This window comes from Oceanobacillus sp. FSL W8-0428 (assembly GCF_038004405.1).
Lineage (GTDB): Bacteria > Bacillota > Bacilli > Bacillales > Amphibacillaceae > Oceanobacillus > Oceanobacillus sojae.
This window is the reverse complement of record NZ_JBBORB010000001.1, coordinates 482668-507606: the sequence shown is the minus strand read 5'-3', so window position 1 is coordinate 507606 and position 24939 is coordinate 482668. Positions and strand designations below refer to the sequence as shown.

At 36.8% G+C, this 24939-nt stretch carries 21 protein-coding genes and 1 CRISPR repeat array; of the genes, 12 read left to right on the top strand and 9 right to left on the bottom strand.

Annotated elements, in window-relative coordinates:
• Window positions 1–164 precede the first annotated feature (164 nt).
• Window positions 165–3500 carry a GH36-type glycosyl hydrolase domain-containing protein gene (locus tag MKY30_RS02230; RefSeq protein ID WP_341082675.1) on the bottom strand — a complete coding sequence of 1112 codons (3336 nt, stop codon included), beginning with the start codon at window positions 3498–3500 and terminating at the stop codon, window positions 165–167.
• Window positions 3501–3519: 19 nt separating this feature from the next.
• Window positions 3520–5706 carry a glycoside hydrolase family 3 N-terminal domain-containing protein gene (locus MKY30_RS02225; protein WP_341082673.1) on the bottom strand — a complete coding sequence of 729 codons (2187 nt, stop codon included), beginning with the start codon at window positions 5704–5706 and terminating at the stop codon, window positions 3520–3522.
• A 258-nt stretch (window positions 5707–5964) separates the two neighbouring features.
• Here MKY30_RS02225 and MKY30_RS02220 point away from each other — a divergent pair, with 258 nt between their 5' ends.
• The 11 genes from MKY30_RS02220 to MKY30_RS02170 all read left to right on the top strand — a co-directional run bounded on the left by MKY30_RS02220 (window position 5965) and on the right by MKY30_RS02170 (window position 17276).
• Window positions 5965–7206 (top strand): sugar ABC transporter substrate-binding protein, encoded by a 1242-nt coding sequence (locus MKY30_RS02220; protein ID WP_341082671.1) that lies wholly within the window; start codon window positions 5965–5967, stop codon window positions 7204–7206.
• A gap of 100 nt (window positions 7207–7306) precedes the next feature.
• The gene (locus MKY30_RS02215; protein WP_339286328.1) at window positions 7307–8194 is read left to right on the top strand and encodes a carbohydrate ABC transporter permease; all 888 of its coding nucleotides are present in this window, start codon (window positions 7307–7309) and stop codon (window positions 8192–8194) included.
• A 62-nt stretch (window positions 8195–8256) separates the two neighbouring features.
• Window positions 8257–9045 (top strand): carbohydrate ABC transporter permease, encoded by a 789-nt coding sequence (locus tag MKY30_RS02210; protein WP_339286327.1) that lies wholly within the window; start codon window positions 8257–8259, stop codon window positions 9043–9045.
• Between the two features lie 79 nt (window positions 9046–9124).
• A complete protein-coding gene (locus MKY30_RS02205; RefSeq protein WP_339283113.1) occupies window positions 9125–10105 on the top strand; it encodes a LacI family DNA-binding transcriptional regulator in 981 nt (326 codons plus the stop codon).
• Between the two features lie 499 nt (window positions 10106–10604).
• Complete coding sequence (locus MKY30_RS02200) at window positions 10605–11093, top strand: PTS sugar transporter subunit IIA (RefSeq protein ID WP_341082669.1); 489 nt, start codon at window positions 10605–10607, stop codon at window positions 11091–11093.
• A gap of 29 nt (window positions 11094–11122) precedes the next feature.
• Window positions 11123–11941 (top strand): PRD domain-containing protein, encoded by an 819-nt coding sequence (locus tag MKY30_RS02195; RefSeq protein WP_147209998.1) that lies wholly within the window; start codon window positions 11123–11125, stop codon window positions 11939–11941.
• A 21-nt stretch (window positions 11942–11962) separates the two neighbouring features.
• Window positions 11963–13360, top strand: coding sequence for a PTS transporter subunit EIIC (locus tag MKY30_RS02190; RefSeq protein ID WP_341082668.1), 1398 nt, complete (start codon window positions 11963–11965; stop codon window positions 13358–13360).
• A gap of 22 nt (window positions 13361–13382) precedes the next feature.
• Window positions 13383–14435: an ADP-ribosylglycohydrolase family protein gene (locus MKY30_RS02185; RefSeq protein WP_341082667.1), complete on the top strand. Its 1053-nt coding sequence runs from the start codon at window positions 13383–13385 to the stop codon at window positions 14433–14435.
• Between the two features lie 426 nt (window positions 14436–14861).
• Window positions 14862–16046: an MFS transporter gene (locus MKY30_RS02180; protein ID WP_147210001.1), complete on the top strand. Its 1185-nt coding sequence runs from the start codon at window positions 14862–14864 to the stop codon at window positions 16044–16046.
• Window positions 16047–16179: 133 nt separating this feature from the next.
• Complete coding sequence (locus MKY30_RS02175) at window positions 16180–16356, top strand: hypothetical protein (protein WP_156985068.1); 177 nt, start codon at window positions 16180–16182, stop codon at window positions 16354–16356.
• Window positions 16357–16661: 305 nt separating this feature from the next.
• Window positions 16662–17276 carry a hypothetical protein gene (locus MKY30_RS02170; protein WP_341082664.1) on the top strand — a complete coding sequence of 205 codons (615 nt, stop codon included), beginning with the start codon at window positions 16662–16664 and terminating at the stop codon, window positions 17274–17276.
• 286 nt (window positions 17277–17562) lie between these two features.
• Window positions 17563–18714: direct repeats of the CRISPR family, unit length 32 nt; unit sequence ATTTCAATCCACGCACCCAAATAGAGTGCGAA.
• A gap of 184 nt (window positions 18715–18898) precedes the next feature.
• On the opposite strand, the gene cas2 is transcribed toward MKY30_RS02170, so the two are convergent.
• Genes cas2 through murQ form a run of 7 tightly spaced genes read right to left on the bottom strand, consistent with a single transcriptional unit; the run spans window position 18899 to window position 24212 of the window.
• Window positions 18899–19189, bottom strand: coding sequence for a CRISPR-associated endonuclease Cas2 (gene cas2 / locus MKY30_RS02165; RefSeq protein WP_339283104.1), 291 nt, complete (start codon window positions 19187–19189; stop codon window positions 18899–18901).
• A 48-nt stretch (window positions 19190–19237) separates the two neighbouring features.
• Window positions 19238–20089, bottom strand: a complete 852-nt coding sequence (locus MKY30_RS02160) for a MurR/RpiR family transcriptional regulator (RefSeq protein WP_339283103.1) — start codon at window positions 20087–20089, stop codon at window positions 19238–19240.
• A 12-nt stretch (window positions 20090–20101) separates the two neighbouring features.
• A complete protein-coding gene (locus MKY30_RS02155; RefSeq protein ID WP_147210004.1) occupies window positions 20102–20809 on the bottom strand; it encodes an N-acetylmannosamine-6-phosphate 2-epimerase in 708 nt (235 codons plus the stop codon).
• Between the two features lie 15 nt (window positions 20810–20824).
• Window positions 20825–22402 carry a PTS system mannose/fructose/sorbose family transporter subunit IID gene (locus MKY30_RS02150; protein ID WP_156985057.1) on the bottom strand — a complete coding sequence of 526 codons (1578 nt, stop codon included), beginning with the start codon at window positions 22400–22402 and terminating at the stop codon, window positions 20825–20827.
• Window positions 22403–22419: 17 nt separating this feature from the next.
• Complete coding sequence (locus MKY30_RS02145) at window positions 22420–22887, bottom strand: PTS system mannose/fructose/N-acetylgalactosamine-transporter subunit IIB (RefSeq protein WP_147210006.1); 468 nt, start codon at window positions 22885–22887, stop codon at window positions 22420–22422.
• Window positions 22888–22944: 57 nt separating this feature from the next.
• Window positions 22945–23322: a PTS sugar transporter subunit IIA gene (locus tag MKY30_RS02140; RefSeq protein WP_339283100.1), complete on the bottom strand. Its 378-nt coding sequence runs from the start codon at window positions 23320–23322 to the stop codon at window positions 22945–22947.
• A 2-nt stretch (window positions 23323–23324) separates the two neighbouring features.
• On the bottom strand, window positions 23325–24212 hold the full coding sequence (murQ, locus tag MKY30_RS02135) for an N-acetylmuramic acid 6-phosphate etherase (protein WP_339283098.1): 888 nt from the start codon (window positions 24210–24212) through the stop codon (window positions 23325–23327).
• A 46-nt stretch (window positions 24213–24258) separates the two neighbouring features.
• Between murQ and MKY30_RS02130 the strand changes: the two genes are divergently transcribed.
• On the top strand, window positions 24259–24753 hold the full coding sequence (locus MKY30_RS02130; RefSeq protein WP_147210008.1) for a hypothetical protein: 495 nt from the start codon (window positions 24259–24261) through the stop codon (window positions 24751–24753).
• Window positions 24754–24939 lie beyond the last annotated feature (186 nt).

Genomic DNA, 24939 nt, shown 5'->3' with positions numbered 1-24939 from the left:
ATTATTAGTTTTGTATTGAAAACGTCTTTAAGCATAAGGATACTCCAACAGAAAATCATATGATAACTTATAAAGTAATTTATCAGGAAGGGTTACATGTTCGATAAAGATACCATGATTTTTTATTTAATTTATAGTTTTGAATCTACAAAACAATTACCTATCTATAAGTAAATATCAATTATATTATTCTTCTCTGTTAACCATTCTTCCAAAACATTTCGTTTAACAATAAATCCACTACTTCGATAAGGGTTAACAACTCCTGCTGAATCAACTATATTTCCGTTAATAGAAACATGCTTTTCCTGCTGATTTAGATGATATATAAATGTTACTTCTTTGTCCATAATCATAAAGTCAAAGTGCAAACCATCCATATCTGAAGATATAACAGGATCTATAATTAAATCTTGATTGTTTTGGCGAATTCCTAAAGCATTGGATATTAATTGATTTAAATAGATTCCAGGGCCGCTAGAATAAATACGCCAGCCTCCCTTGACTGGAACTAATCCATTTTTTAATGCAGTAAAGTTTTCTTGCGCTTCATATCGTGTTTTGAATTTGCCATCAGAACTGCTAAAGTAGGTATTGCTTTGACGAATTTCTGCATTAGGGACAACATTTTTTATTTGAATAGGGTTAATAACGGCTAAACTATTCCATACTTCATCAGCTTTACCTAATTTTGCCATAGCCTCGATAAAACGTATATGAGCGTGAACATATTGGAGACCAATTTCCCGGCCAAAGTTAGCTGCTTGTTCTGCTCGTTGGAAATTGGTGCTTACCCCGCCTGTATAGGTGGCAGGTCGGTCCATTAATCGTACGCCATCTGGAAATTGTAAATGCTCTTTAATAATTTCATAATGATGCTGCGCTTGTTCCAAATCGAATAATTCTGCAATAATACTTTCCTGCATTGGCAGTAAACGATAGTGGATACCGGTTTTTTTGTCTGCAGGATGTAACATGTATTCAACATGATCTGAATTTTCCATATAGACGAAACCTGGAATCACATCATCTTTTAATATATATTTGTTAAAGTCCCGGCGGATGCCGTGGACTAAATGTTGTATTGACTCCGCTTCTTTTGGATGCACTTTTACTAAAACATCTGAGAATGTTTTAAAGGTTTGATAAGTTAAGGCAACTGTCCAGCTGCTTGACATATATTTTTTCAATTGATTACTTGCTGGTTGCAGTGTATCATCCCAATCTCCGCCACCATAAGCAGATAAGTGCGTGTCATGTAAGAAATGATCTTTGATATATGAGATTTCCTTTTGAATATGTTCCAGAATGGTCGCAGTATTTTTTGTGAATTTAAATGTCTTACGACTGGTATACGGTACTTTTTCCTCTAGTATTTGGTAATCTCCTGAGATATGGATATAATCTGCAATTAACTTTAGTGGCCAAACGATGATGTCACCATGGCTGTCTTCTTGTTGGATACTTTCATATTTATCAAACATAAACCATTGTGGCCAGTTTCCTGTATCCTCGTATTGATGGGAATATACTGTTCTTATGATTTGCCGAACAGTTTGAAAATGCTGGGTTGCTAAAAAGTATTCGGAAGGTCCTTGGCAAACATCTCTTGTTCCCCAGGCTGCTCCACTGTATTGTTCCAAACCATGCGGAACAGAGAAATGGACGAGCATGTTATGCGTATACCAATGCGCTATTGCGTTAAAGTTATCAAATTTATTTTCGCCAGATAATGATAAGTTAAAGCCACGTAATAGTTTGTTATAATATTGGCGATAGTGTCTTACTTCTTCCTCAAAACAGCGGTCAGACGATGAAGCAATTTCACCATTTAAGGACCCTTGGATTCTCATTTCAAATGTATTGGTAGAAGAAATATCTAATACAACGAGAGAAGCTGAACCTGAGCTAATATTATGAGCCAATTTCTGCTCATCACTAACTTCGAAATCTGCACCAATAACTTCTATTTGATAGGCCAGATTAGGATATGTCTTCGCACTGTCAGACTTTTCATCAGCCGTAAAGCGGACAGAGCTATTTTCAGTTACATGATAATGAAAAGGAACTTCATATTCATTATTCTGCATTGTAATTTGGTTTGTAACTAAAAATTTATAGGACTTCCCTTGCTTTGAGGCGACACTTGTATTGATTATTGGTGAATCTACAACCGTATAATTCGTAACAATGATCACATCGTCATTTGTTTTGTAGTACCAGCGCGCATAATTAAATCCTAATTCATAAATTGATGGAAGTGCCAATAAATGATACTTCTCATCGATTTCAATATAAATGCGCTGACCTGAAGTTTTTATAATATTTAAGCTATTTCTGACATTAGTCATCATTTTATTCATATTTGTGTTGCCAATGGCTACTTGCGCATTAAAAATGCCGTACATATATGAAGTGGACGCGATTGTATCATCCTTTATCTGGTGATTTTGTCCACTCATTACAATGTGACCATGAGGACGCTCCACAAGCTTTTCCTTTTCTTTTAAAACAATATGCTCATATTGTTCGGTGAAAAAGGATAACAATCCCTTCTCATTCGTCTCTTCTAAGATCCGCTTAGGGTAAAGTTCATCTAATTCTTGTTCCGTAAAATGAAAGGTCTCAAGTGTTGAATCAAGCTTTTCAGATAAGGTCACTTTTTCAATAGATTGAGTTGATTTTATTTCATTATTTTTTAGTTGTTTCCATGCATGGTAAATGTCTTCGTTAAATTCGAGCTTGTTGATTGCTTCCGGATGATTGGCTTTGAATAACCCATAAAATACAATCTGACTTTTCCCATTTAGTATGATCTTCTCTGATTGAAGAGCAGTGTAAGCAAATTCATATTGATAAATTTCATTAGGTAGAGAAGCTTCCTGCAGAGCTTTTATTTTATTGCTTGCTTTATAATCTAATCCAAAAAATTGGAACCCGTCTGTAGCATAGCCAATGGTTTTATTCAGAGATCCTTGCTGGATATAAGGGTTACCTGAACTCTGAGTCTGATTTTGCCTCGAGCATATAATAAATCCTTTTTCCTCATCCTGAAAGACTTTGTGGTCGATGTATTGTGACATATAAGCTTCATTGGAACGAACGCCGCCTTTATCACCCAGCCCCAAATCTTGTCCATAAATAAGGTCAATCTCTTGGCCCTGGCCTTCCAGTTTTACATCCCAGAACCAAATTCCTTTTTCATTCAATGTAAAGATAACCTGGTATTGAACTCCTTTAATTTCTCCAGTCCATTTCATTTGGGATTCATGAACAAAAACTTCACTGCTCGAATGGGTTCCGAGCAGTGGATAGTATTCTATATCATCTGGATTATGAATACGTAAATAAATATTATTTAATGCGCCATCAATTGGATTGGACATCCATTGATTGATTAGCGTATTCCCGTGTGTGATTTCATAAATATCTCCGCTCTGATGAAAGGTAAAATGGAGATCATTTGCTTTTAATGTGATTAATGTATCTTTCCATGTCATTCATGTTCACCTGCTTTTGTTATTTTATTAATGTGAAAGAAAGTGTGTGTACTTCTTTGCTGTTTGGTCCAACATAAACTTCAAATTTACCTTTATCACTGTCGAAATTTAAATCAGAATGATAATAACGTAATTGTTTTTCCGTTAATTCAAAAGTAACATCCTTTTCTTCTTGTGGTTGGAGATGAATTTTTTTAAAGCCTTTTAATTCTTTTAATGGCCGGACAACCTCGCCAACCATATCACGAACGTATAATTGAACGGTTTCATCACCGGCAATTTTTCCAGTGTTTTTAACAGTAATTGTTACTTTCAGCGTATCGTCAGGTGTGATACTAGGAGCGGAAAGTCTCATATTCTGATAAGAATATGTTGTATAGCTTAAACCATAGCCAAAGGGGAATAAAGGCTCGTTTGGTATGTCTAAAAATTGTGATACATACCGTACTTGCGCATCTGGTGCACCTTGTGGCCGGCCGGTATTATAATGATTATAATAAACCGGTACTTGACCAACAGAATAAGGAAAGGACATCGATAATTTCCCGGATGGATTCACATCACCATATAAAATTTCAGTAATAGCTGCCCCTCCCTCTGTTCCAGGGAACCAAGCTTCTAATACAGCATCTGTTTTATCAAATACACCATGTAAATCAAGGGGTCTGCCATTAAATAAAACAGCAACAGTCGGTTTACCCAGTTGATAAATTTCATCAACTAATTGCAGTTGAGCATCTGGTAATTTAATATTCGAACGTGAACCAGCCTCACCACTCATTTCAGAATGTTCCCCTAATGCTAATACGATAACATCAGATTGTTCAGCAGCTGAAACTGCCTTTTGCAGCTGTTCTTTTGTAATAGATTCTACTTTAGAGCCTTTTGCCACAACGAATTGATCTCTGTTATTTATTCTTTTTTCAAATCCCTTAGCTAAGGTGACAGCTATATCCTTATTGCCTTTCCAAGACCAAGGACCGAGAATGTCATTGTTTTCAGCGAAGGGACCAATTATGGCAACTTTTTGTGAACGGTTAATTGGCAAGGTGTTATTGTTGTTTTGTAATAATACGCATGATTTAGCTGCAAGTTCTCTTGCAACTTTACGATGCTCTTCATTTAGGATAACTTTTTCTTCATTTTCCTCGTTTAAACCACGATATGGATTTTCAAATAACCCTAATTCATTTTTTAATTGTAAGATTCGGCGGACTGCCTCATTAAGAAGTTCTTCGTCGACTTCCTTGTTTTCGATAAGATTTTTCAAGTGATCAGGATAGCAGGTTGTCATCATTTCAATATCTACACCCGCCTGAATGGCTTTATATGCAGCTTCTCTCTCATCCTCTGCAACCCCATGAGGAAGGAGTTCTTTAAGCGCGCCCCAGTCAGTAATGGTCACTCCATCAAAGCCCCATTCATCACGCAGAATATCACGCATCAGTTTTTTATTACCGGTTGCAGGAATTCCATCAACTGTATTAAAGGAGGTCATTACGAGTTTACTGCCAGCATCTAGTGCAGCTTGGAATGCTGGTAAATAAGTTTCTCTTAATTGCCGTTCAGACATGTTCACTGTATTATAATCTCGTCCAGCTTCCGCAGCCCCATATGCGGCAAAATGTTTTACACATGTAGCCAAGCGATTAAGATCCTTCGTTAAATCTTCGCCTTGAAAGCCTCTAACCTGAGCTTTAGCAAACTCACTATTTAAATAGGAATCTTCCCCTGTAGATTCCATTACACGCCCCCAGCGCGGGTCTCTAACTAGATCGACCATCGGAGCAAATGTCACATGAATACCCGAAACTGCACTTTCTTTTGCTGCAATTTCTGCACTTTTTTCTGCTAGTTCTATATCCCATGATGATCCTATTCCCAGAGGGACGGGAAAAATAGTTTCATAGCCATGGATGATATCGGACATAAATAATAAAGGAATACTTAGTCGGTGGTCTTTTAAATGTTGTTCCTGGATATTTCGAATTTCCTTTGCTCCAGAAGCGCCTAGCACAGAACCAGTGTTTTTTACTAGATCATCAGAAATATTTAGTTGTTCTAATGGACCAGTTATTTTACCGCTTTCAGTAGAACCTTTAAAAAAAGGAGTAGCGAGTTGTGATAGTTGACCGATTTTTTCATCAATCGTCATTTGTTTTAATAAGTCTTCTAAATGCTGTTTGTTCAAAAAAACACTCCTCATATTATAATTTGTCCACGAAACAAATTATTTAGTTTAAAGCCTAAATCGAAACGTTTCAAAACAATTCATCACTAATTATAATTTCCTAAATGTATGAAGTCAAATAATAATTCACTTTATAATGCACTTTAATTTAAGTTTTTGGAGAAGGAGTGAATTATTAAAAAATATCTTGAAAACGAATTCATTCTATAATAAAATAAATATGTCGAAACGTTTCGATAATTAATTCACAATATAAAAATAGGAGTGAATACGATGAAAAAGTTTTTTGGAGGATTTTTAGTTGTAATATTATTGGTTGCCTTCCTTAGTGCTTGCGGCAATGATGATAAGGGAGGAGAAGGCTCTGGCGGCAACAGTGATACAATTACTGTCTGGGCGATGGGGGAAGAAGGTAAATTATTAAAAGAAATGGCAAAAGGATTTGAGGAAGAAAATGAAGGATTAACTGTTGAGGTACAAGCATTGCCTTGGGAAAACGCACACGATAAACTCCTCACAGCTGTTGCTTCTGGAAATGGCCCAGACGTTTTGCAATTAGGAGCAACCTGGATTCCGGAATTTGCAGAAGCAGGTGCATTGCTTGATTTAAGTGATTATGTAACAGATAATCCAGAATTTGCAAAGGAAAATTATTTTGAGGGTGCTCAAACTTTAATGGAATATAATGATGAGACTGTGGGTATTCCCTGGTATGTAGATACGCGCGTTCTGTATTATCGAACAGATATATTGGCTGAAGTTGGTTACGATGAAGCACCAAAAAATTGGGGAGAGCTGGAAGATGCAGCTCAAAAGCTGGCTGATCGCGGTGACGGACAATGGGGAATTGATATTGACCAAAAAGACCAAATTACTCCGTTTATCTTTGCATGGCAGAACGGGTATCAAGCTGATATTGAAAATAATGATTTAAATTTAGATTCTCCAGAATTCTTAGGCGCAATGGAATATTATACAAGCTTCTTTGAAAACGGATATAGTCAGCAAAATGAAGGGCTGGATATTATACAAGCTTTCGCAGACGGTTCTAAAGCAATGTTCTTTAGCGGTCCGTGGATGATCAATCAATTAAATGATCAAGTACCTGATATCGAAGGGGACTGGTCGGTTGCAACGATGCCGGGTAATACATCAAATACATCTAGCTTAGGCGGCTCTGTATTTTCTGTATTCCATACTTCCGATAATGTGGATAATGCAATGAAATTTATTTCCTATATGAATGAAACAGAAACACAGATTGAATGGATGGAAATGTCCAATGCACTTCCTGCACGAGTGGAAGCTTGGGATGATCCTGCATTAAGTGAGGATGAAAAGTATAGTGTGTTTGGTGAACAGCTAAATGATGCTATTCCTGGAATTCAGGTAGAAGAATTTGAACGGATTGCACAGGAATTGTTAAATGCATTAGAAAGAGTAAATGTTGGCGGCGCTGATTTAGAAGCTGAAATGGAAACATTTAATCAAACAGCACAACAATTATTAGAATAATAAAGTGATACACAGAGTAAATAAAAGCGGCTTCAGCATATATTTACCCTGCCTCTATTATGAATATACCTCTTTGATAGGTGGTTAAAATATGAGTTTTATGAAGAAAATATTAAATAATCGGCATCCATATATGTTTATTGCACCGTCACTTATCCTGTTAACACTATTTAGCATCATTCCAATTACTATTGCCTTTTTCATTAGCTTTACTAATCTGGATTTAAAAGGATTAGTGGATTTTTCCAGTGTAAGCTTTATAGGCTTAGAGAATTATAAAGCATTATTAACGGATGACCGGTTTATTAAAGCGATATTAAATACTGTTTTCTATGTTTTAATTGGGGTACCTCTAGTTGTGCTTTTATCATTAAGTATTGCACTTTTACTTAATTACGGTACTAGTAAACTTTTTACTTTTTTTAGATCGGTGTATTATATGCCATCAATTACTAATATAGTGGCAATTGCTGTAATTTGGGGCTTTTTATACAATACAGAGTACGGTTTAATTAACTATATTCTTTCTTTTCTATCGGTGGATAATATTCCATGGTTGAATGAACCTACTTTAGCGAAAATTTCTTTAATTATCGTTGCTGTTTGGAAGAGTCTTGGTTTAAATATGATCATCTTTTTAGCTGCATTACAAGGAATTCCAAAAGATTATTATGAAGCAGCAGAAATAGATGGAGCAAATGGCTTTCAAAAAATGCTGTACATTACATTGCCTCTCTTGCGATTTGCTACATTCTTTGTAACTGTAACTACTTTGATTGGCTGGATTCAGTTTTTCGAAGAACCGTTTATTATGACGCAAGGGGGACCTTTAGATGGAACGTTGTCTATAGCGTTATTTATTTATCAGGAAGGTTTTCAATTCAATGAATTTGGCTATGCAGCTGCAGGATCATTTATTCTATTTATAATTATTATTATAGCTACACTAATTCAATTTAAACTAAGAAAATCTGATACGGAATATTAATAAGTCTGGGGTGAAATTTTGTGTTAACAACTGCTAAACGTAAAAAAACGGAAAAGATAGTGATGACTATAATCATGATGTTAGGTGGAATATTAGTTTCTATTCCGTTTCTATGGATGATCTCAAGTGCATTTAAGCCAGAGAATGAAATATTGGCAATTCCTCCTACAATATTCCCGGAGAACCCTACATTTGATAATTTTATAAAGTTATTTACAGAAATGAATTTCTTAGTATATCTGAAGAACACACTCATTATTGTAGCAGTTTCATCTGTCGGCTTATTATTTAATGGAATGGCAGGGTACGGATTTGCTAAGTTTGACTTTAAAGGGAAAGAAAAACTCTTTTATTTAGTACTGGCGACGATGATGATTCCGGGCCAAGTAACGATGATTCCAGTGTATCTCTTATTAAATGAGATGGGATTAACTAACACAATGAGCGGTATTATATTACCGGGATTGGTAGCTGCGTTTAATATATTTTTATTTAGACAGTTCATGGCAACCATTCCAACGAGTTTAATTGAAGCAGCTCGTTTAGATGGTGCAGGGGAGTTTTATATTTTCTTCCGTTTAATTATTCCAGTCGCAAAACCGATATTTGCTGTTCAGGCTGTTTTGATGTTTATTGCAGCGTGGAACAGCTTCCTATGGCCATTAATTATTGCAAATGATGAAAGTCTGTATACTTTATCTGTTGGTTTATCCTTATTAAAAGGTCAATATGCTAATAATTTCGCATTGCAAATGGCTGGTGCAGCATTTATGGTTGTTCCGATTATGATTATTTTTGGTTTTTTCCAAAAATATATTGTAGAAGGTTTTACAATGTCAGGAATAAAGTGATAATTATCATTGAATGAGCTATAATTATTTTAGCGTAGGAAACGAGATATTTTATTGATTAGATTCATGGGGGAATATTATGGCAACAATAAAAGATGTAGCTAAATTAGCAGGTGTAGCGGTATCAACGGCTTCCTATGCTCTAAATAACAGTAACAAAGTCAGCGATCATACTCGTATGAAAGTATTAGATGCTGCAAAGGAACTAAACTACCAGAAGAATGGTATCGCAGCAGATTTGAAAATGGCAAAAACAAACACAATTGCTTTGATTTTGGGAGATTTATCAGGACCATATTATTCTGAACTTATCCAAGGCGTTCAAAGTGGCTGTTCTGCTAATAATTATGGGTTAATCGCTTGTAGTGCAATTGGCGGCTCTCAATCCACAGCGGTAAAGTTTTTAAGAGAGAAAAGAGTAGACGGGGCTATTATTCTTGCGCAAAATATTAGCGATGATGTCATTTTAGAAGCGGCTAGAGACGGTTTTCCACTTGTAGTCCTGGATAGAGAAATGAAGCATACAAACATACAAAGTGTATTAGTAGATAATGTACATGGAGGGTATCTGGCTACAGAGTATTTGATAAATCAGGGACATAAAGAAATTACCTTTGTCAGTGGCCCTAACAACTCACTTGATAACCAGTTAAGATTTGAAGGTTATTTAAAAGCTTTAAAAGATTATCAGATAAATTTTCAGCCTGTTTGGAAGGTTCCAGGTAATTTCACACGTGAAAGTGGTTATAAAGCCACCAAAACAATTATTGTGCAAAATAATTTACCGGATTCTATTTTTTATGCAAATGATGAGATGGCGATTGGCGGTTTACAGGCTTTTACTGAAAATGGTATAAAGGTTCCGGGAGATATTTCTATTATAGGTTATGATGATATTGAGATATCAGAATATGTGGATCCGCCTTTAACAACGATCAAACAGCCTAAATATGAAACAGGTTCATTAGCCATACAATTAATCTTCCAGTTGCTTAGAGGAGAAAAGATTAATCATTTATATAAATTAAATACAGAATTAGTTGTACGAAGTTCTGTTTAAATGTACGAGATATTTAGAAGTAAATTATCAAGGCTGTTGGAATCGTTACGGGAACAGTCGTGTTTTCCTTTATAAAAAACTATCTTCTAATTACTTGTTAAAATTCAAGTAATGGGAGGTAGTTTTTTTATAGATTGGGGCCAATTATTTCCTGCTTACATACAAACATCCATATACGTATCAAAAATATATAAAACCGGAAACACTGTCAAAGCAAGGATTTAATATTATGAAATAAGGCATTAATAAAAGGTCTGCAAGCATTTGACCCAAAAATAAAGCCCTTTCATATTGACCTGTATCTGGATGTATGCTATTATACGGATAAATTCGAATATAGGTCACATGTTACTAACTTGATTAGGCATGGTGGTATTTTAAATAGGACAGATGTCCTATCTATACCTCCATGCCTTTTTTTGATGCTCTATAACATGAGACTATTTCGTAATTCAAGGAATACAAGATTACATGATAAAACAGGAAAGGACGATTTTACATGTTTAACAAACTAAAAAAGGAACAAAAAGCTAAGCTTTATGCTCCTGTAAACGGAAAAGTGGTCTCGTTAGAGGAAGTTCCCGACCCCGTATTCAGTGAAAAAATGATGGGTGAAGGAATTGCGATTACACCAACGGATGAAGTGATTTTTGCTCCGTTTGATGGAGAAATCGTGCAAATTCCCGAAACAAAACACGCAGTTGGTATCAAGGACAAAAAAGGCAATGAAGTCTTAATTCATATTGGACTGGACACAGTTGATTTAGCAGGAGAAGGATTCACTACGAAAGTCAAAATTGGTGATTCAGTTTCAGTTGGCCAGCCGCTAATCGAACTCGATCTGGAATTCCTTCGAGAAAATGCGAAAGACCTTGTGACTCCTATCGTTATCACTAATAGTGTGAATAGTGGGAAAGAAATCCAATTAACCGAGGAAAAAGAAGCAAGTGCAGGTGAAACCGTTCTACTTACCATCACTAGCAAATAACACCAGCATGTAGAAGGTGAGGCTTGACAATGAAAGCAACGAAAATTCTCAACAATAATGCCGTCATCATCAATGATCAAGGACAGGAAAAAATAGCAATTGGCGGCGGTGTAGCCTTTAATAAAAACAAAAACGATATCATTAATCCAGCTAAAATAGAGAAACTGTTCGTGCTGGAAGGCAATGAAAAACTGGAACGATTGCTTCTCCGCATTCCGGAAGAACATTTTATCCTTTGTGAAGAAATCATTGCCTATGCTGAAGAGCAATTGCAGACCAAAATGAGCAGTCATATTCTTCTGGGCTTATCTGATCATTTATCCTTTGCGATTGAACGGGAAGAGCAAGGGATTCATTTAAAAAATAAGCTGATTCAGGAAATCAAAATTTTATACCGGGATGAGTTTAAGGTTGGATTATGGGCAATTCGTCATATCAAGGACAAGCTTGGTCTCGAAATGCCGATTGATGAAGCAGCCTTTATTGCGCTGCATCTCCACACAATGAAACTTGAAGGAGGTGATTTGCGCGAAACGATACGAGAAACAACCATTATTCGCAATATGGTAGAAGTTATCAAAACGACTCTCGACATTTCCATAAAAGAGGATGATCTGGCCTATGAACGGTTGATTATGCATTTGCGGTTCGCCTTGAACAGACCCAATCGTTACGATGTACACGTAATGGATAATGAAATGCTAACTATGATCCAGCACAAATTCAAAACTGCTTTTAATTGTGCAAAACGGGTGAGTAAGCATTTGTGTGATGCACACGGGATTCAATTGCCTGAAGAAGAAGTAGGTTATATCTCCCTTCATATCGAAAGACTTCGAAATTATTAAATCTAAAAGGAAGGTGTGTTTATGGACACCACAGAGCAATTAGCAAAGAAGCTGTTAGTCTTAATGGGGGGCGACGGGAATATAAGCTTCGTAACATATTGCGCTACCCGATTGCGGGTCTCCTTGAGAGACCGTACATTGGCCAAAAAAGAGGATATTGAGGCTCTGGATGATGTCCCGGGTGTTGTTGAAAGAGATGACACATTACAAATAGTTATTGGTACTAATGTTGGAGATGTTTATGATGCTTTCATGAAGGCATGGAAGACATCAGAGAATACCGGAGATGGAGAAGGCAGTTCTACGCAAACTAGCGGAAAGAAACGCGATTTGTTTAATCAATTTATTGCGTTAGTTGTAAGTATCTTTTCACCATTATTACCATTATTAGCTGGAGCAGGCCTTTTACGAGGATTTACGATTTTGGCAAATCAGCTGGGGTGGCTATCGACCGAGAGCACGACGAATTTGATTCTGGAGAATGCAGCAACAGCAGTCTTTTATTTCCTGCCGCTTCTAGTTGCTATGACTGCAGCTAAACGATTTAATACAAGCCCTTACATTGCTGTTGCGATTCTTGGTGCATTGATTATGCCGTCATTTATGGAATTGGTGCAAAATGACGAGGGTGGTAATTTAATAAGTTTTATGGGCATACCAATGCCTGTTTTTGATTACACAAGCCAGGTGATTCCGGCAATTATAATTGTTTGGATACAATCATTGATGGAGCATTTCATGAAAAGAAAGCTTCCACACAGCTTGCATATGATTGTAATTCCGACTGTCTTACTGTTTGTATTGGTGCCGATTACTATTGGTATAGTAGGACCAATAGGAAATTATGCAAGTATTGGAATTGCTAATGCTGTAGGGTGGTTAACTGGTATTAATCAAATTATTACAGGAGCTTTCATAGGCGGGATATGGAATATTTTAATTATGTTTGGTGTACATTGGGCTCCAAACACAATGGTGATTATACCTGAAATTGCTGAGACGGGAACCTCTGCACTTATTGCTTACGGGGCAACCGCGAATCTTGGCATGGCAGGCGCGGCATTTGCTGTATTTTTGCGCACTCGTAACATGGAATTGAAAGGGTTATCAGGAACTGCAATGGTCTCTGTTTTCTTATCAGGAATTGTGGAACCTGCTATCTATGGTTTGGGAATCAGATTCAAAACTCCATTAGTAGCAGGATGTTTAGGCGCTGCTCTTGGTGGAGCATTTATGGGAGCATTTAACGTTGTTGGAAATGCATTCGTTTTCGGAGGGTTGACAACTATTCCTGCGTTTGCGGGACCAACTTTATGGGCTTATATAGTCGGTCTGGCAATAGCTTTTTTCGGAGGTATGGTATTGACCTTACTGTTCGGAATTAAGGATCCAGAAGCAGAAATGTATAAAAAGAATTAAATACAAAAAGGGAGCTGATTGAATGAGTTTAAATACAAAAATCCAAGGAATCTTAGGAATGGCAGCAATAGGCGATGCCATGGGAGCAGCCACAGAAAACCTGTCATTCGATCAAATACGCACACATTTTGGACAGCCATTGAGTGAGTTTAAAAAGCCTGATAAGACGGCATTTGCACTAGGAAATGAAGCTGGACAAGTAACAGATGATTTTTCTCAAATATATTTTCTCAGCAAGGCGATTTTGGAAAATGACGGTGTTATAGACAAGGAAACTGTTAAAAAAGCCATTTTAGATTGGTCCAATGTTCCGTGGTATTTTGACCGTTTCGCAGGACCTACAACTCGAGGGGCAATAAAGATGTATAAGGACTCAAAAGAGTCGGAACCAGCACCTTTACCCGGCGCTGTGACAGTAGACTATGCATCAAAAGCAACGAATGGTTCAGCAATGAAAATTGCTCCAGCAGGGATTTTGAATCCGAATGACTTGGAGGGAGCTATTGATGCTGCCATTATCGTTACACAAGTAACACACGATAATTCACTGGCAATTTCAGGAGCATGTGCCGTATCAGCAGCAGTAAGTGCATCTTTGGCACCTCATGCTACGGTGGATGAGGCGTTGAGTGCAGGATTTTATGGAGCTATTCGCGGTGAAACAAAAGCAAAAATAGTTTCTCGCGAAGTAGCAGGACCGAGTGTTGTAGAGCGAATCAAGCTGGCCTATAGTATAGCAGACGGTCATGGCACAAAAGAAGAGAAGCTGCGAAAGCTGTCACAGGTAGTGGGAAGTGGTTTACACATTTCGGAGGCTGTTCCCAGCGCATTTGGAATTATTGCTTTGAACAAGGAGAATCCTCTGCAGGCAGTAATCGATGCGGTGAACATAGGATATGATACGGACACGATTGCCGCTATTGTGGGATCTATGGTTGGAGCATTCGTGGATTTAAACAATGAAAAATTTGCATCTTTATATGAGACTGTACAAAAGGCGAATGATTTTGACATTGTCGAGCTGGCAAATCTATTAACAAATGTGGTGCAGGAGTCTGGGGGAAAAGGACGTTAATTGCTTAGTGGAAATTTATGGAATATATTATTATAACTTTTCGAGTCTAAAGAAGCTTTTAGTAAATAAGAAAAGTACACTAAATATATTTACAATGATAACTCTCTTTTCGTTAGAATTAACACTGTAACCTTTCAAAAGACAGGGCCAGAGTGAAGCTGCTTTATGAGCGGTTTAACTCTGGCCTTGTTTTTTGTCTGATAATTTATACCAATGCTTCATCCTTTTCCTAATCAGATAGGCAAATAATTATTTCACTGCGTGAGCTCACTGAAGTTATGATTGATTATGTAGAGAACAGATAAAGAGATACATTACATGAGTTTAAATGAAGAAACAGAAGCTGCTCATTTGGACTAATTCTGTTCATCGGCAAGTACTCGCAGCTATGAAATAGATTGGGACTTATGAGGAAAGGTGTAATTTATGGATAAACGTATATATATTTTAATGGTCGTTTCATTTGTGGTGGGATTAGTGGAGCTTATTATTGGCGGGATAATTGATTTAATTGCGGTGGACTTACAGGTCAGTCTTGGAAAAGTCGGCTTTTTGATAACGATTTATTCGTTGATCTTAGGAATTTTAGGTCCGGTTCTACTGGTTTTAACTGCAAAAATGGAACGGAAGAAATTGACGTTATTATTTTTATTTCTGTTTTTGATAGGAAATATTGTAACTGCTATTTCTTCCTCGTACATGATTCTTCTTTTAGGAAGAATTATATCTGCTGTCAGTGCATCACTTCTTATTAATTTGTGCCTGGTTCTTGCCCCAAGTATTGTGGAGGTTAAATACCGCGGCAGGGCATTGGGAATTGTCTCAATGGGAATCAGCGGGTCCATTGTATTAGGATTGCCTATAGGGCTATTATTGGGTAATAATTTTGGCTGGAGAGCGCCATTTTTCCTGATTATCTTTTTGACAGTACTATCGCTGGCCGGGGTACACTTTTTTATGAAGAAGGTTGAGCCAAAGCCGTTTCTTCCACTTGGAAAGCAATTGAAAACATTAAAGAATAGAAAGATATTCTTTGCTCAGACAACAACATTTCTGTTCTTGGGCGGGCATACTGTATTATATGCTTACTTTACGCCATTTTTAAAGGATGTTGCAGGGTTCGGGGAATCAATGGTAAGTGTTGCTTATCTGATATTTGGAATTGCAGCTGTTGCCGGCGGAGGACTAGGCGGAATAATGGGGGATCGGATTGGAACAAGAAAAAGCATTTTTATTGTAGCAATCGTATTTAGCTGTGCAATATTTAGCATTCCCTATACGACATTCTCCTTCATTTTATTTGCAGCTGTTATGGTGATATGGGGCGCGATGAGCTGGGCCATGTCACCGCCTATGCAAAGCTATCTGATTGAGACAGCTCCGGAATCGTCAGATATTCAGCAGAGTATAAATAATTCTGCCCTTCATTTTGGAATTGCATTTGGGTCGTTTGTCGGCGGGATTGTTATTGAACAGTCAACTGTTAACTACAATGCAATCGTTGCGGGGATTATTGTATTATTTTCAATCGGCACAGCCTATATCTCTATGCGTGGAGGAGCATCCAGTCTGGGTAAAAGTGAAGAGGAGAGAGTTCAGAGGGAAGGGTGACAGTGCTGATAAAAACGATATTGTACTGTTGTGAAGGAGCAAAAGCTGTCATTAAGAAATGATTATTTCGTTGTAATTAAGTTCATGAAATCGATAAGAGCGGGTCTGCTAATTTTCATAGGAGCCCAATCTTGTGGATTCATGGGCTTATTCTTATGGAATAATTGCTGGCGAAACACTTGAAGTGCTTACTTCCCTTGCTTTTGGATTTACATTGTTTTTATTCGTCAGCCATATTTTTTACACTTGGGGGAAGGATGCTTTGCGGATGAAGATCCAGCATTCAGGAAAACATGAGGGTTATATATAGGTTTGCTGTTTATCACTTCTTGGAAATGTATTCAGGATTAAATAGAGATAACTAATTAGATCTTTAGTAGAAACATAGTTTGCGAGAGTTAGCGGGTAAGGTCATTGATGAATGGCTTCACCGGCTTTATTCGAGTTCTCATTTTTGAAGGTTACCTTCATAAAATTGAAAGGTTTATTTTCAAAAAGCAATCTGATTACTTTCAGCCTTGAGCAAAAGTTACTGGTTTCTTTTTATGTTATTATAAAATCAAAAATTATTATATCTTTCACTTTCAAAATGACGTGAAGCAAGGAGGTGTTATCATGGACGTATGGTATGTGAGCTATGGCTCCAACATTAGTAAGGATCGCTTTGCCTGTTATATCGAAGGCGGTATTCCTGAAGGCTCCGAAAAAGAGGAAAGAGGCTGTAAAAATACCACTCCGCCAAAGAAAACAACAAAAGCCATACTCCCTTATCCGCTCTATTTTATGAAGGAAGAGAGCAAATGGGGCGAGGGTGGAGTTGCCTTTATCGGTCATGAACCGGATAATGACACAAGGACATATGCAAGAAAATATTTGATTACGGATGAACAATTCGGGGAAGTTGTGGAACAGGAAAATAATGTTGATGCCTTACATATCAATGTGCAGGATGTTATGGATAAAGGCTATGTTGACCTGGAAGAAGGCTGGTATGGAAGGGTTATTTACTTGGGGAAAGAGGATGGGGCGCCAATGTTTACATTTACAAGTCCAGATGTAATGGGAACACATGGGTTTAGCACTCCTCCTCAATCCTATTTATCTATGATTTCCCGTGGGTTAAAAGAAATTGGCCTTACAGAAGAGGATATTGTGGAATATTTCTTATCTAAACCTGGAATTGAAGGAGAGTTTACGGAGGATTCACTTTTTGGGTATATTTTTGGCTGAGTATAATTTTTCATAGCTTAAATCAACATAATATATATTCTTAACAGCTGCTTTATCTAGATTTGGGGTCTGGTTTAGATTTGGAGGGGCATAGTTGAACTTTAGAGTTTTAGACGACAAATGCTTTTATTCCAATCTTTAAGTAATCATACTTAAAGCGAATGTTTAAGTTGGAGAATTAATTTGGTGGTGGATTAGGTTAATAGTAGAGGTGAAGTGGCGGGGGAATCCCGCCACCGTATAGAGTGCGAAATATTAACTACATTAACATTAGTCATTATATAAAATTTCAATCCACGCACCCAAATAGAGTGCGAAATCGCTTTTTTAAAGATCATTCTTCCAGTAGTATATTTCAATCCACGCACCCAAATAGAGTGCGAATTACTGTAATCATCTTCATTGTCAAACCATGGTGATTTCAATCCACGCACCCAAATAGAGTGCGAATTAATTTACTCATTGACTTTGATTCCGTAGATGATATTTCAATCCACGCACCCAAATAGAGTGCGAAATCCGCATACGTTTATAACAGATATAAAACTTTAATTTCAATCCACGCACCCAAATAGAGTGCGAAACTGGAACAGAATCCAGTACCACATATTCCTCTATTTCAATCCACGCACCCAAATAGAGTGCGAACATACCAAGGCTCATATGATTTTCTACGTGAGAAATTTCAATCCACGCACCCAAATAGAGTGCGAAGTTGCAGATTTTACAAGAGTAATGGAAGCTACGTATTTCAATCCACGCACCCAAATAGAGTGCGAAACAAATACAGGTCTTCTGTTAACAATATATTTATATTTCAATCCACGCACCCATATAGAGTGCGAAGGATAGAATTGAAACAAAGTTGGATAGGATTCTAATTTCAATCCACGCACCCATATAGAGTGCGAAAAAACTAAAAGGAGATGTTACAAATGAGAGAATGATTTCAATCCACGCACCCATATAGAGTGCGAAAAGGCGTTTGCAGTTGATGCTAATCTTTTATTTAATTTCAATCCACGCACCCATATAGAGTGCGAACGTAATCGAATGTAAGTCAAGTGGTAAATATTATATTTCAATCCACGCACCCATATAGAGTGCGAATTTCCAACCCGGTAATACTACTTTTGTAGGCTTCATTTCAATCCACGCACCCATATAGAGTGCGAATTTCCAACCCGGTAATACTACTTTTGTAGGCTTCATTTCAATCCACGCACCCATATAGAGTGCGAAGATTACCGCCTGATTCACGCTGTATTTGAGCAAATTTCAATCCACGCACCCATATAGAGTGCGAAATGAGGGCATTGTTGCTGATTCAATAACTACTGATTTCAATCCACGCACCCATATAGAGTGCGAAGAATACAGGTTGAAGTCTTCTCTTGCTAAAAGAGATTTCAATCCACGCACCCATATAGAGTGCGAAAGCGCATAATATACGCCTAGGTACAGCAAGGGTTTATAACTGTAAAAGTGCTAACCTAAAATATTGATTCCGAAATTTGGATGAATCTATACCAAAATTAGCTAAAACCCTGTTAAATCAACTGGTGCTAACCTCCCTAGTAATTTATGTTCGCTTAGGGTTAGCACCAAGTTAATTAATATATTCAGAAAACCAAAGGTCCTTCCAAATCTAAAGAGTCTTTAATACTAAAATATTCCACTTTAGAATGATGGTTATCACCTAAACGATAAAGTCTAATGCTATCTCTATCTATATCAATTATACCAAGAAGTTTATTTTTTAGGATAGTATATTGTGTGCTGTTAATAATACATTCAAAAACAGAATTTTGCACGCGCTGACCATAGCTTTGGCAAAGTTTTGCTACCTTGCAAAGTCGTTTTTGGCCGCCGGAACTTGAAGTACTTACATCATAAATAACTATGATTAACATGCTTCACCTAAGAAGGGATGTTTCAAAGATTCTTGTTTCTTTTGCTGCTTAACGGCGAAAACGATTAACAGAATCTCTCAGTTCATAGAATCGATCAATAATCTGATCTCCCAGTTCTACATAAAGACTCATATATAATGTATCTACAACTACAAGCTGAGAAATTCGTGTTGCCATATTAGCAACACGAAAATATTCTTCCAGCATCGGTGTATAGAGTGGAATCAGAGCTTTACGAGCTAATGTTGATTTCTGCAATGTGGTAACAGCAACAATAATTGCTCCCTTTTCTTTTGCCAGTTCAACAAGTTCAAGAATTTCCTGTGTTTCGCCAGTAGTGGAAATAGCAATAAATACATCTCCAGGCTGCATGTTTAAAACTAAAGAGAGCATATAATGGAAATCTCGATTAAAAAAAACTTTAATTCCAAGCTTAGTAAACTTATGCGTTAAATCCTCTGCAACCATCGCAGATGCACCCGCACCATAAGTAACAACTGTATGACTCTTTTGGATGGCAGAAACAGTGGACTCAATATTTTTTAAATCCAATGTATTAAGTAATTGCTCAACTGCTTGCCTATCCAACTCCAGCGTATTAAAGAAGATGTCACGCATGGATAACTTATCAGCATGTTCTTTTTGAACAATATTAAAACCAATTTTATTTTCTTTCAGAGTCAGTTCCTGATTAAGCTCTAACTTAAAATCACGAAACCCTTTAATTCCCAGCTGCTTACAAAAGCGGACAACACTTGCTTCACTAACTTTAGCAGCAAGGGCATATTCCTTTATGGTCATTCTGGAAATCTTGCCTAAATTATTCAAGGTATAATTCGCAATTTTCATTTCAATCTTTGTAAAATTCTCTTGAGATTTTAAGCTTTCAATCAAGGACACACTGGCTCCCTCCTAGATGGTTTTCTTTTTTAATTGTTCAAGGTTATCAACAAATCTTTTTGTGATAATCTCCGGTCTGGTAATAGCAGAACCGACAACAACTGAATCCGCTCCACTTTTATATGCCGACACCAATTCTTCAGGTGTAGAAATATGACCTTCGGCTATAATTGGAACTTTCACATGATTTTTTAACGCGCTGACGAATTCATAGTTAAAACTGTTTTGATCCTTTGTTTCTTCAGTATACCCCGATAGCGTTGTAGAAACAATATCTGTCCCACATTCTTCTGCATATAATGCACTCTCTAAATTATCACAATCAGACATGACTAAAATATCGGGATAATTATCATGAATACGTGCAATAATTTCTTTTAAATTCTCTCCGTTTGGTCTGATTCGTTTTGTTCCATCCAAAGCAACTATTTCTGCGCCTGCTTCGATAACAGCAGCTGCACTTTCATACGTAGGTGTAATATAGACATCAAAGCCTTCAAACCATTGTTTGTAAATCCCGATAATAGGTAAATCCACTGCTTTTTTTATAGCAGAGATATTTTGAGGCTCTGTTGCGCGAATTCCTACAGCTCCTCCTTGTTTGGCAGCTTTAGCAAATGCAACCATGATGTCTGTGCCATACATTGGCCATCCTTGGCGTGCCTGGCAGGAAACCACCAGGCCGCCTCTGATAGCATTTAATAGCTCTTCTTTCTCCATAAACCAATTCCTCCATTATATAATGTTTAAAAGTCTTCCAATTAAACCAATCGCAAAGCAAATTAGCATCAGCCAATAAATCGCTTTCTTATTTTTAATTAGAGCGAAATAAAATAGTAATGTAATCACCAGCGGAAGCAGGCTCGGAAAAATTTGATCAAGCAATTCCTGAAGCATTATTTCTTTTCCGGCACTCGTCCATTCCGCAGTTAATTCAATCTTTACAAAGTTCACAATCATGGCTCCGGTAACCATCATCCCAACGATTGTTGCTCCTTGAACAAATTTCTGAATTACATCGGAACTTTTCATTTTGGCAATGAGCTGGACACCGAATTTATATCCCCAAAAAACGCCAAAATAACGGGTTAAGACATTTAATAATATATTAGGAACAATGAAAAGAATTGGACCTAGTATATTTCCGTTAAGTGCTAATCCAGCACCTATCGCAGCAAAAATAGTCATAAATGTTGCTTTAAATACGGAATCTCCAATACCAGATAAAGGCCCCATTAAAGCAGTTTTCGTAGATGCAATTGTTTCATCGGTAATAACACCTTGTTGTGCTTTCTGTTCTTCTAAAGCTGCAGCAACACCTAATACAACGTTTGCAGTATATGGATGACAATTAAAAAATTCATTATGCCTTTTTAAAGCTGACTTATATTCGCTCTCGTCAGAATATAAGCGTTTGAGGGCCGGAACCATCGCATAGCCAAAACCTAAACTAATATATCTTTCATAATTGATACTTGCCATACTGAAAAATGATCTTACAAAAACACGCCATAGATCTTTTTTCTTCAAAAGGCTTTGCTCATTTTGTGAGGTTGAATCCGCAGCTGTAAAGGTTTCCGTATTTTCTTTCGATTTACTGATTACTGATATACCAGCTGCTATCCCTAAACCTAATAAAGATACAGCTAAAACATTTAAATCTAAATAAACAGATAATATAAAACCAATTAAAAAGAAGGGCCAAAACTTTTTAAGATCCATCATTTTCAATAGCATAGCCATCCCAATTGCCGGGAGTAAACCTGCGGCAATTTCCAGACCTCCGGAAACCCATCCGGGCAACGCATCATTTATACGACTAACGAAATCGCTGCCAAAGTAAATTGCTAGAAAAGAAGATACAAAAAATACACTAAAGAAAACAAGTATCCCGGACAGGTGGAGGAGTTCCATCTTTCTTGTATTCCCATCGACAATTGCTTTATCTGATTTATGAACTAAATAAATATTTAAATTCCAAGCTAACATGATTAAAAACTGTGCTAAGATTCCAATCGGCAGGGCAAGAGTAATTCCTAAAGCTGTGGATTCAGCTTGAATAGCATAAATTGTACCGATAATTCCTGCAATTTGTGCATTCGGGGGAACAGATCCGCCAATCGGGAGGACCCCCATAAACATTAACTCGACACTTGCACCGACAATTAAGCCGGTTTGCAAATCTCCAAGAATTAAACCAATTAATGGACCAGCAAAAATAGGGCGGCTAATCATCCAATAACCATAACCGTAATTTTCTGTAATGAGAAGGGCTACTAAAACACTCAACAATAGAGCTGCTATCAATGTCATTTAAACTTCTCCTTCCATTAAATTCTGCTTATTAAGTCAATTGACTTATCACTGGGAGCTGTACGTACATCCAAATAAATATTCTTTGAAGCTAAATCTCGAAAAATATTTTTTTCTTCTTCATTCAGATAGACTGTTTTCGTGATTTCTTCTTTTTCTTCTTTAAAATACATTCCGCCTACATTAATTTCCTTAAAATGAACCCCTTGATTTACTAAATCCAAGATAGTCTGGGGCCCTTTCACTACTAAGAATGTATTTAATTTATTTTCTGATTTAAAATAATTACTTGCTTCTTCTACAGAAAGTAATTGAAACTTCTTTCCCTCTGGAACAGCCATTTCCAATAACATTCTTTGCATTTCATCATGCACCAGTACATCATCTACTACGACAATTTCTTCTACTTGATACGCTACCGACCATGAATAAGCTACCTGTCCATGGATTAATCTCTCATCTATTCTAGTTACTGCAATACTCATTCGAGCTCCTCCTTATTCTATAGATGTTCAAAAAAAGAAGATTTTGAATATCTTATATTAAATTATTTTTTGAATCATTTTATTGGATTCTTCAATTAAATGATTAGCGGTGATATGACTGTCTGTGCATGCTGTAATAATCATAGCCAGGTGATAACCTGAAATTACTGTAATTCCTTCCTCTTGTTTTCCTATCAGAGTTGCTACGTTTCCTGGTGTACCTCCTTTAATATCTGTTAATATCCAAAATTCATTAATGCCATTCTCTCTACCTTTCTCTATCAGTGAATGAAGTCGTTTATGATAATCTTGTGCATTTTCAGATGAACTCAGATTTACGGCATGTAAATGAGTTTGTTCTCCTAAGATCATTTCTGTGGATTGTTTCATTCCTAAACATCCATCCCCATGTCCTGCTAAAATAATCTGCCTCATATTTAGTCCTCCAATGCTGTTCTAAGAAATCCATTTGCAGAAGCAAGCAACTGTTCTGCTTCTGTCATTCCTAGATTTTTCTTAACCATAATGATAGCCAGCTTCAACTGATAATCTGTTCTTGATAAAATTTGCTGTGCTTCTTCCAGGGAGATTTCTCCAACTGTACTCAAAATACGTTCAGCTCTTCTTTTTAATTTTTTATTGGTTGCCTTTACATCAACCATCAAGTTTTCATATACTTTTCCAATACGAATCATTGAAATAGTAGACAGCATATTTAAAACTTTTTTCTGAGCTGTGCCCGATTTTAATCTTGTAGAACCAGAAAGTACTTCCGGTCCGACATCTAATTCAATTTTCAGTTGAGCGCATCTTCCTATTTCTGAGTCTTTATTACATGCTAATGCTACAGTTTGTGCATTCTTTTCTTTCGCATAATTTAAAGCTCCTAAAACATAAGGTGTTCGTCCGCTTGCAGCAATTCCTACAACAATATCCTTGTTGAATATTTTAAGCGCTTCCAAATCGATGCTTCCTTGATCAAAGTCATCTTCAACTCCTTCTATTGCTTCGACAAATGCTTTATTTCCTCCAGCTAAAACGCCAATTACCTGATCTTTAGATACACCAAAGGTTGGAATACATTCAGCCGCGTCTAAAACGCCAAGACGGCCGCTCGTTCCAGCGCCTACATAAATTAACCGGCCTTTTTGCTCAAGGCATTTCGTAATTTCAGTAATTACAGTTTCGATATTCTTTTCTTGGTTTTTAATTGCAAGATCGACTGTCTTTTCTTCTTCATTCATTAATTGAATAATTTCAATCGTACTGCATTGATCGAGATTTTTCGTCCGGTTATTACGCCTTTCTGTTAAAAGCTGTTCCAATTTTTCTCCTCCTTTTTGAATTTTTATTAATAATAGAATAGCATTTATGAAATTTAATTTCAATATTTGTTTTAATTTTAATGAAACTTTATGCAATTATTGTTTTAAGTATAATTATAAAAGAAAGATTATTTCCTTTGTACGAGCTAATGAAAGGGTTCACGATATAATTAAGGAAGAAAGTAAATGGGGCGAGGGTGGTGTTGCCTTTATTGGTCATGAATCGAATAAAGATACAAAGACATATGCAAGAAAGTATCTGAATACTGATGAACAATTTGGAGAAGTCGTGGAACAGGAAAATAATGTTGATGCCTTACATATCAATGTGCAGGATATTATGGATAAAGGCTATGTTGACCTGGAAGCAGACTGGTATGGAAGGGCTATTTACCTGGGAAAAGAGGATGGGGCGCCAATGTTTACATTTACAAATCCAGATGTAATGGGGCCCCCCTCAATCCTATTTATCTATGATTTCCCGTGGTTTAAAAGAGATTGGCCTTACAAAAGAGGAAATTGTGGAATATTTTTTAACTAAGCCTGGAATGGAAGGGGAGTCTACGAGGGATTTGCTGTTTCAGTATATTTTTGTTGATTATAGTGTTCATAACTTGAAACAGCTAATAGATATGCTTGCAATAGTCTCTGAAATAGTTCTTAAAATAATAAAAGTCATAAGCTGCCAGTTAAGGAAGAAGCTCATGACTTTTATATTTTATTTAAC

Coding starts and splice junctions, on each gene's coding strand:
- MKY30_RS02145 (WP_147210006.1), bottom strand. CDS start 22,887: ATGAGTATTGCAGTAACTAGAATAGATGAGAGATTAATCCATGGACAG.
- MKY30_RS02190 (WP_341082668.1), top strand. CDS start 11,963: ATGGACACCACAGAGCAATTAGCAAAGAAGCTGTTAGTCTTAATGGGG.
- MKY30_RS02210 (WP_339286327.1), top strand. CDS start 8,257: ATGACTATAATCATGATGTTAGGTGGAATATTAGTTTCTATTCCGTTT.
- MKY30_RS02185 (WP_341082667.1), top strand. CDS start 13,383: ATGAGTTTAAATACAAAAATCCAAGGAATCTTAGGAATGGCAGCAATA.
- MKY30_RS02200 (WP_341082669.1), top strand. CDS start 10,605: ATGTTTAACAAACTAAAAAAGGAACAAAAAGCTAAGCTTTATGCTCCT.
- MKY30_RS02205 (WP_339283113.1), top strand. CDS start 9,125: ATGGCAACAATAAAAGATGTAGCTAAATTAGCAGGTGTAGCGGTATCA.
- MKY30_RS02170 (WP_341082664.1), top strand. CDS start 16,662: ATGGACGTATGGTATGTGAGCTATGGCTCCAACATTAGTAAGGATCGC.
- MKY30_RS02130 (WP_147210008.1), top strand. CDS start 24,259: ATGAAATTTAATTTCAATATTTGTTTTAATTTTAATGAAACTTTATGC.
- cas2 (WP_339283104.1), bottom strand. CDS start 19,189: ATGTTAATCATAGTTATTTATGATGTAAGTACTTCAAGTTCCGGCGGC.
- MKY30_RS02180 (WP_147210001.1), top strand. CDS start 14,862: ATGGATAAACGTATATATATTTTAATGGTCGTTTCATTTGTGGTGGGA.
- MKY30_RS02215 (WP_339286328.1), top strand. CDS start 7,307: ATGAAGAAAATATTAAATAATCGGCATCCATATATGTTTATTGCACCG.
- MKY30_RS02230 (WP_341082675.1), bottom strand. CDS start 3,500: ATGACATGGAAAGATACATTAATCACATTAAAAGCAAATGATCTCCAT.
- MKY30_RS02225 (WP_341082673.1), bottom strand. CDS start 5,706: ATGAGGAGTGTTTTTTTGAACAAACAGCATTTAGAAGACTTATTAAAA.
- MKY30_RS02150 (WP_156985057.1), bottom strand. CDS start 22,402: ATGACATTGATAGCAGCTCTATTGTTGAGTGTTTTAGTAGCCCTTCTC.
- MKY30_RS02140 (WP_339283100.1), bottom strand. CDS start 23,322: ATGAGGCAGATTATTTTAGCAGGACATGGGGATGGATGTTTAGGAATG.
- MKY30_RS02195 (WP_147209998.1), top strand. CDS start 11,123: ATGAAAGCAACGAAAATTCTCAACAATAATGCCGTCATCATCAATGAT.
- MKY30_RS02155 (WP_147210004.1), bottom strand. CDS start 20,809: ATGGAGAAAGAAGAGCTATTAAATGCTATCAGAGGCGGCCTGGTGGTT.
- MKY30_RS02220 (WP_341082671.1), top strand. CDS start 5,965: ATGAAAAAGTTTTTTGGAGGATTTTTAGTTGTAATATTATTGGTTGCC.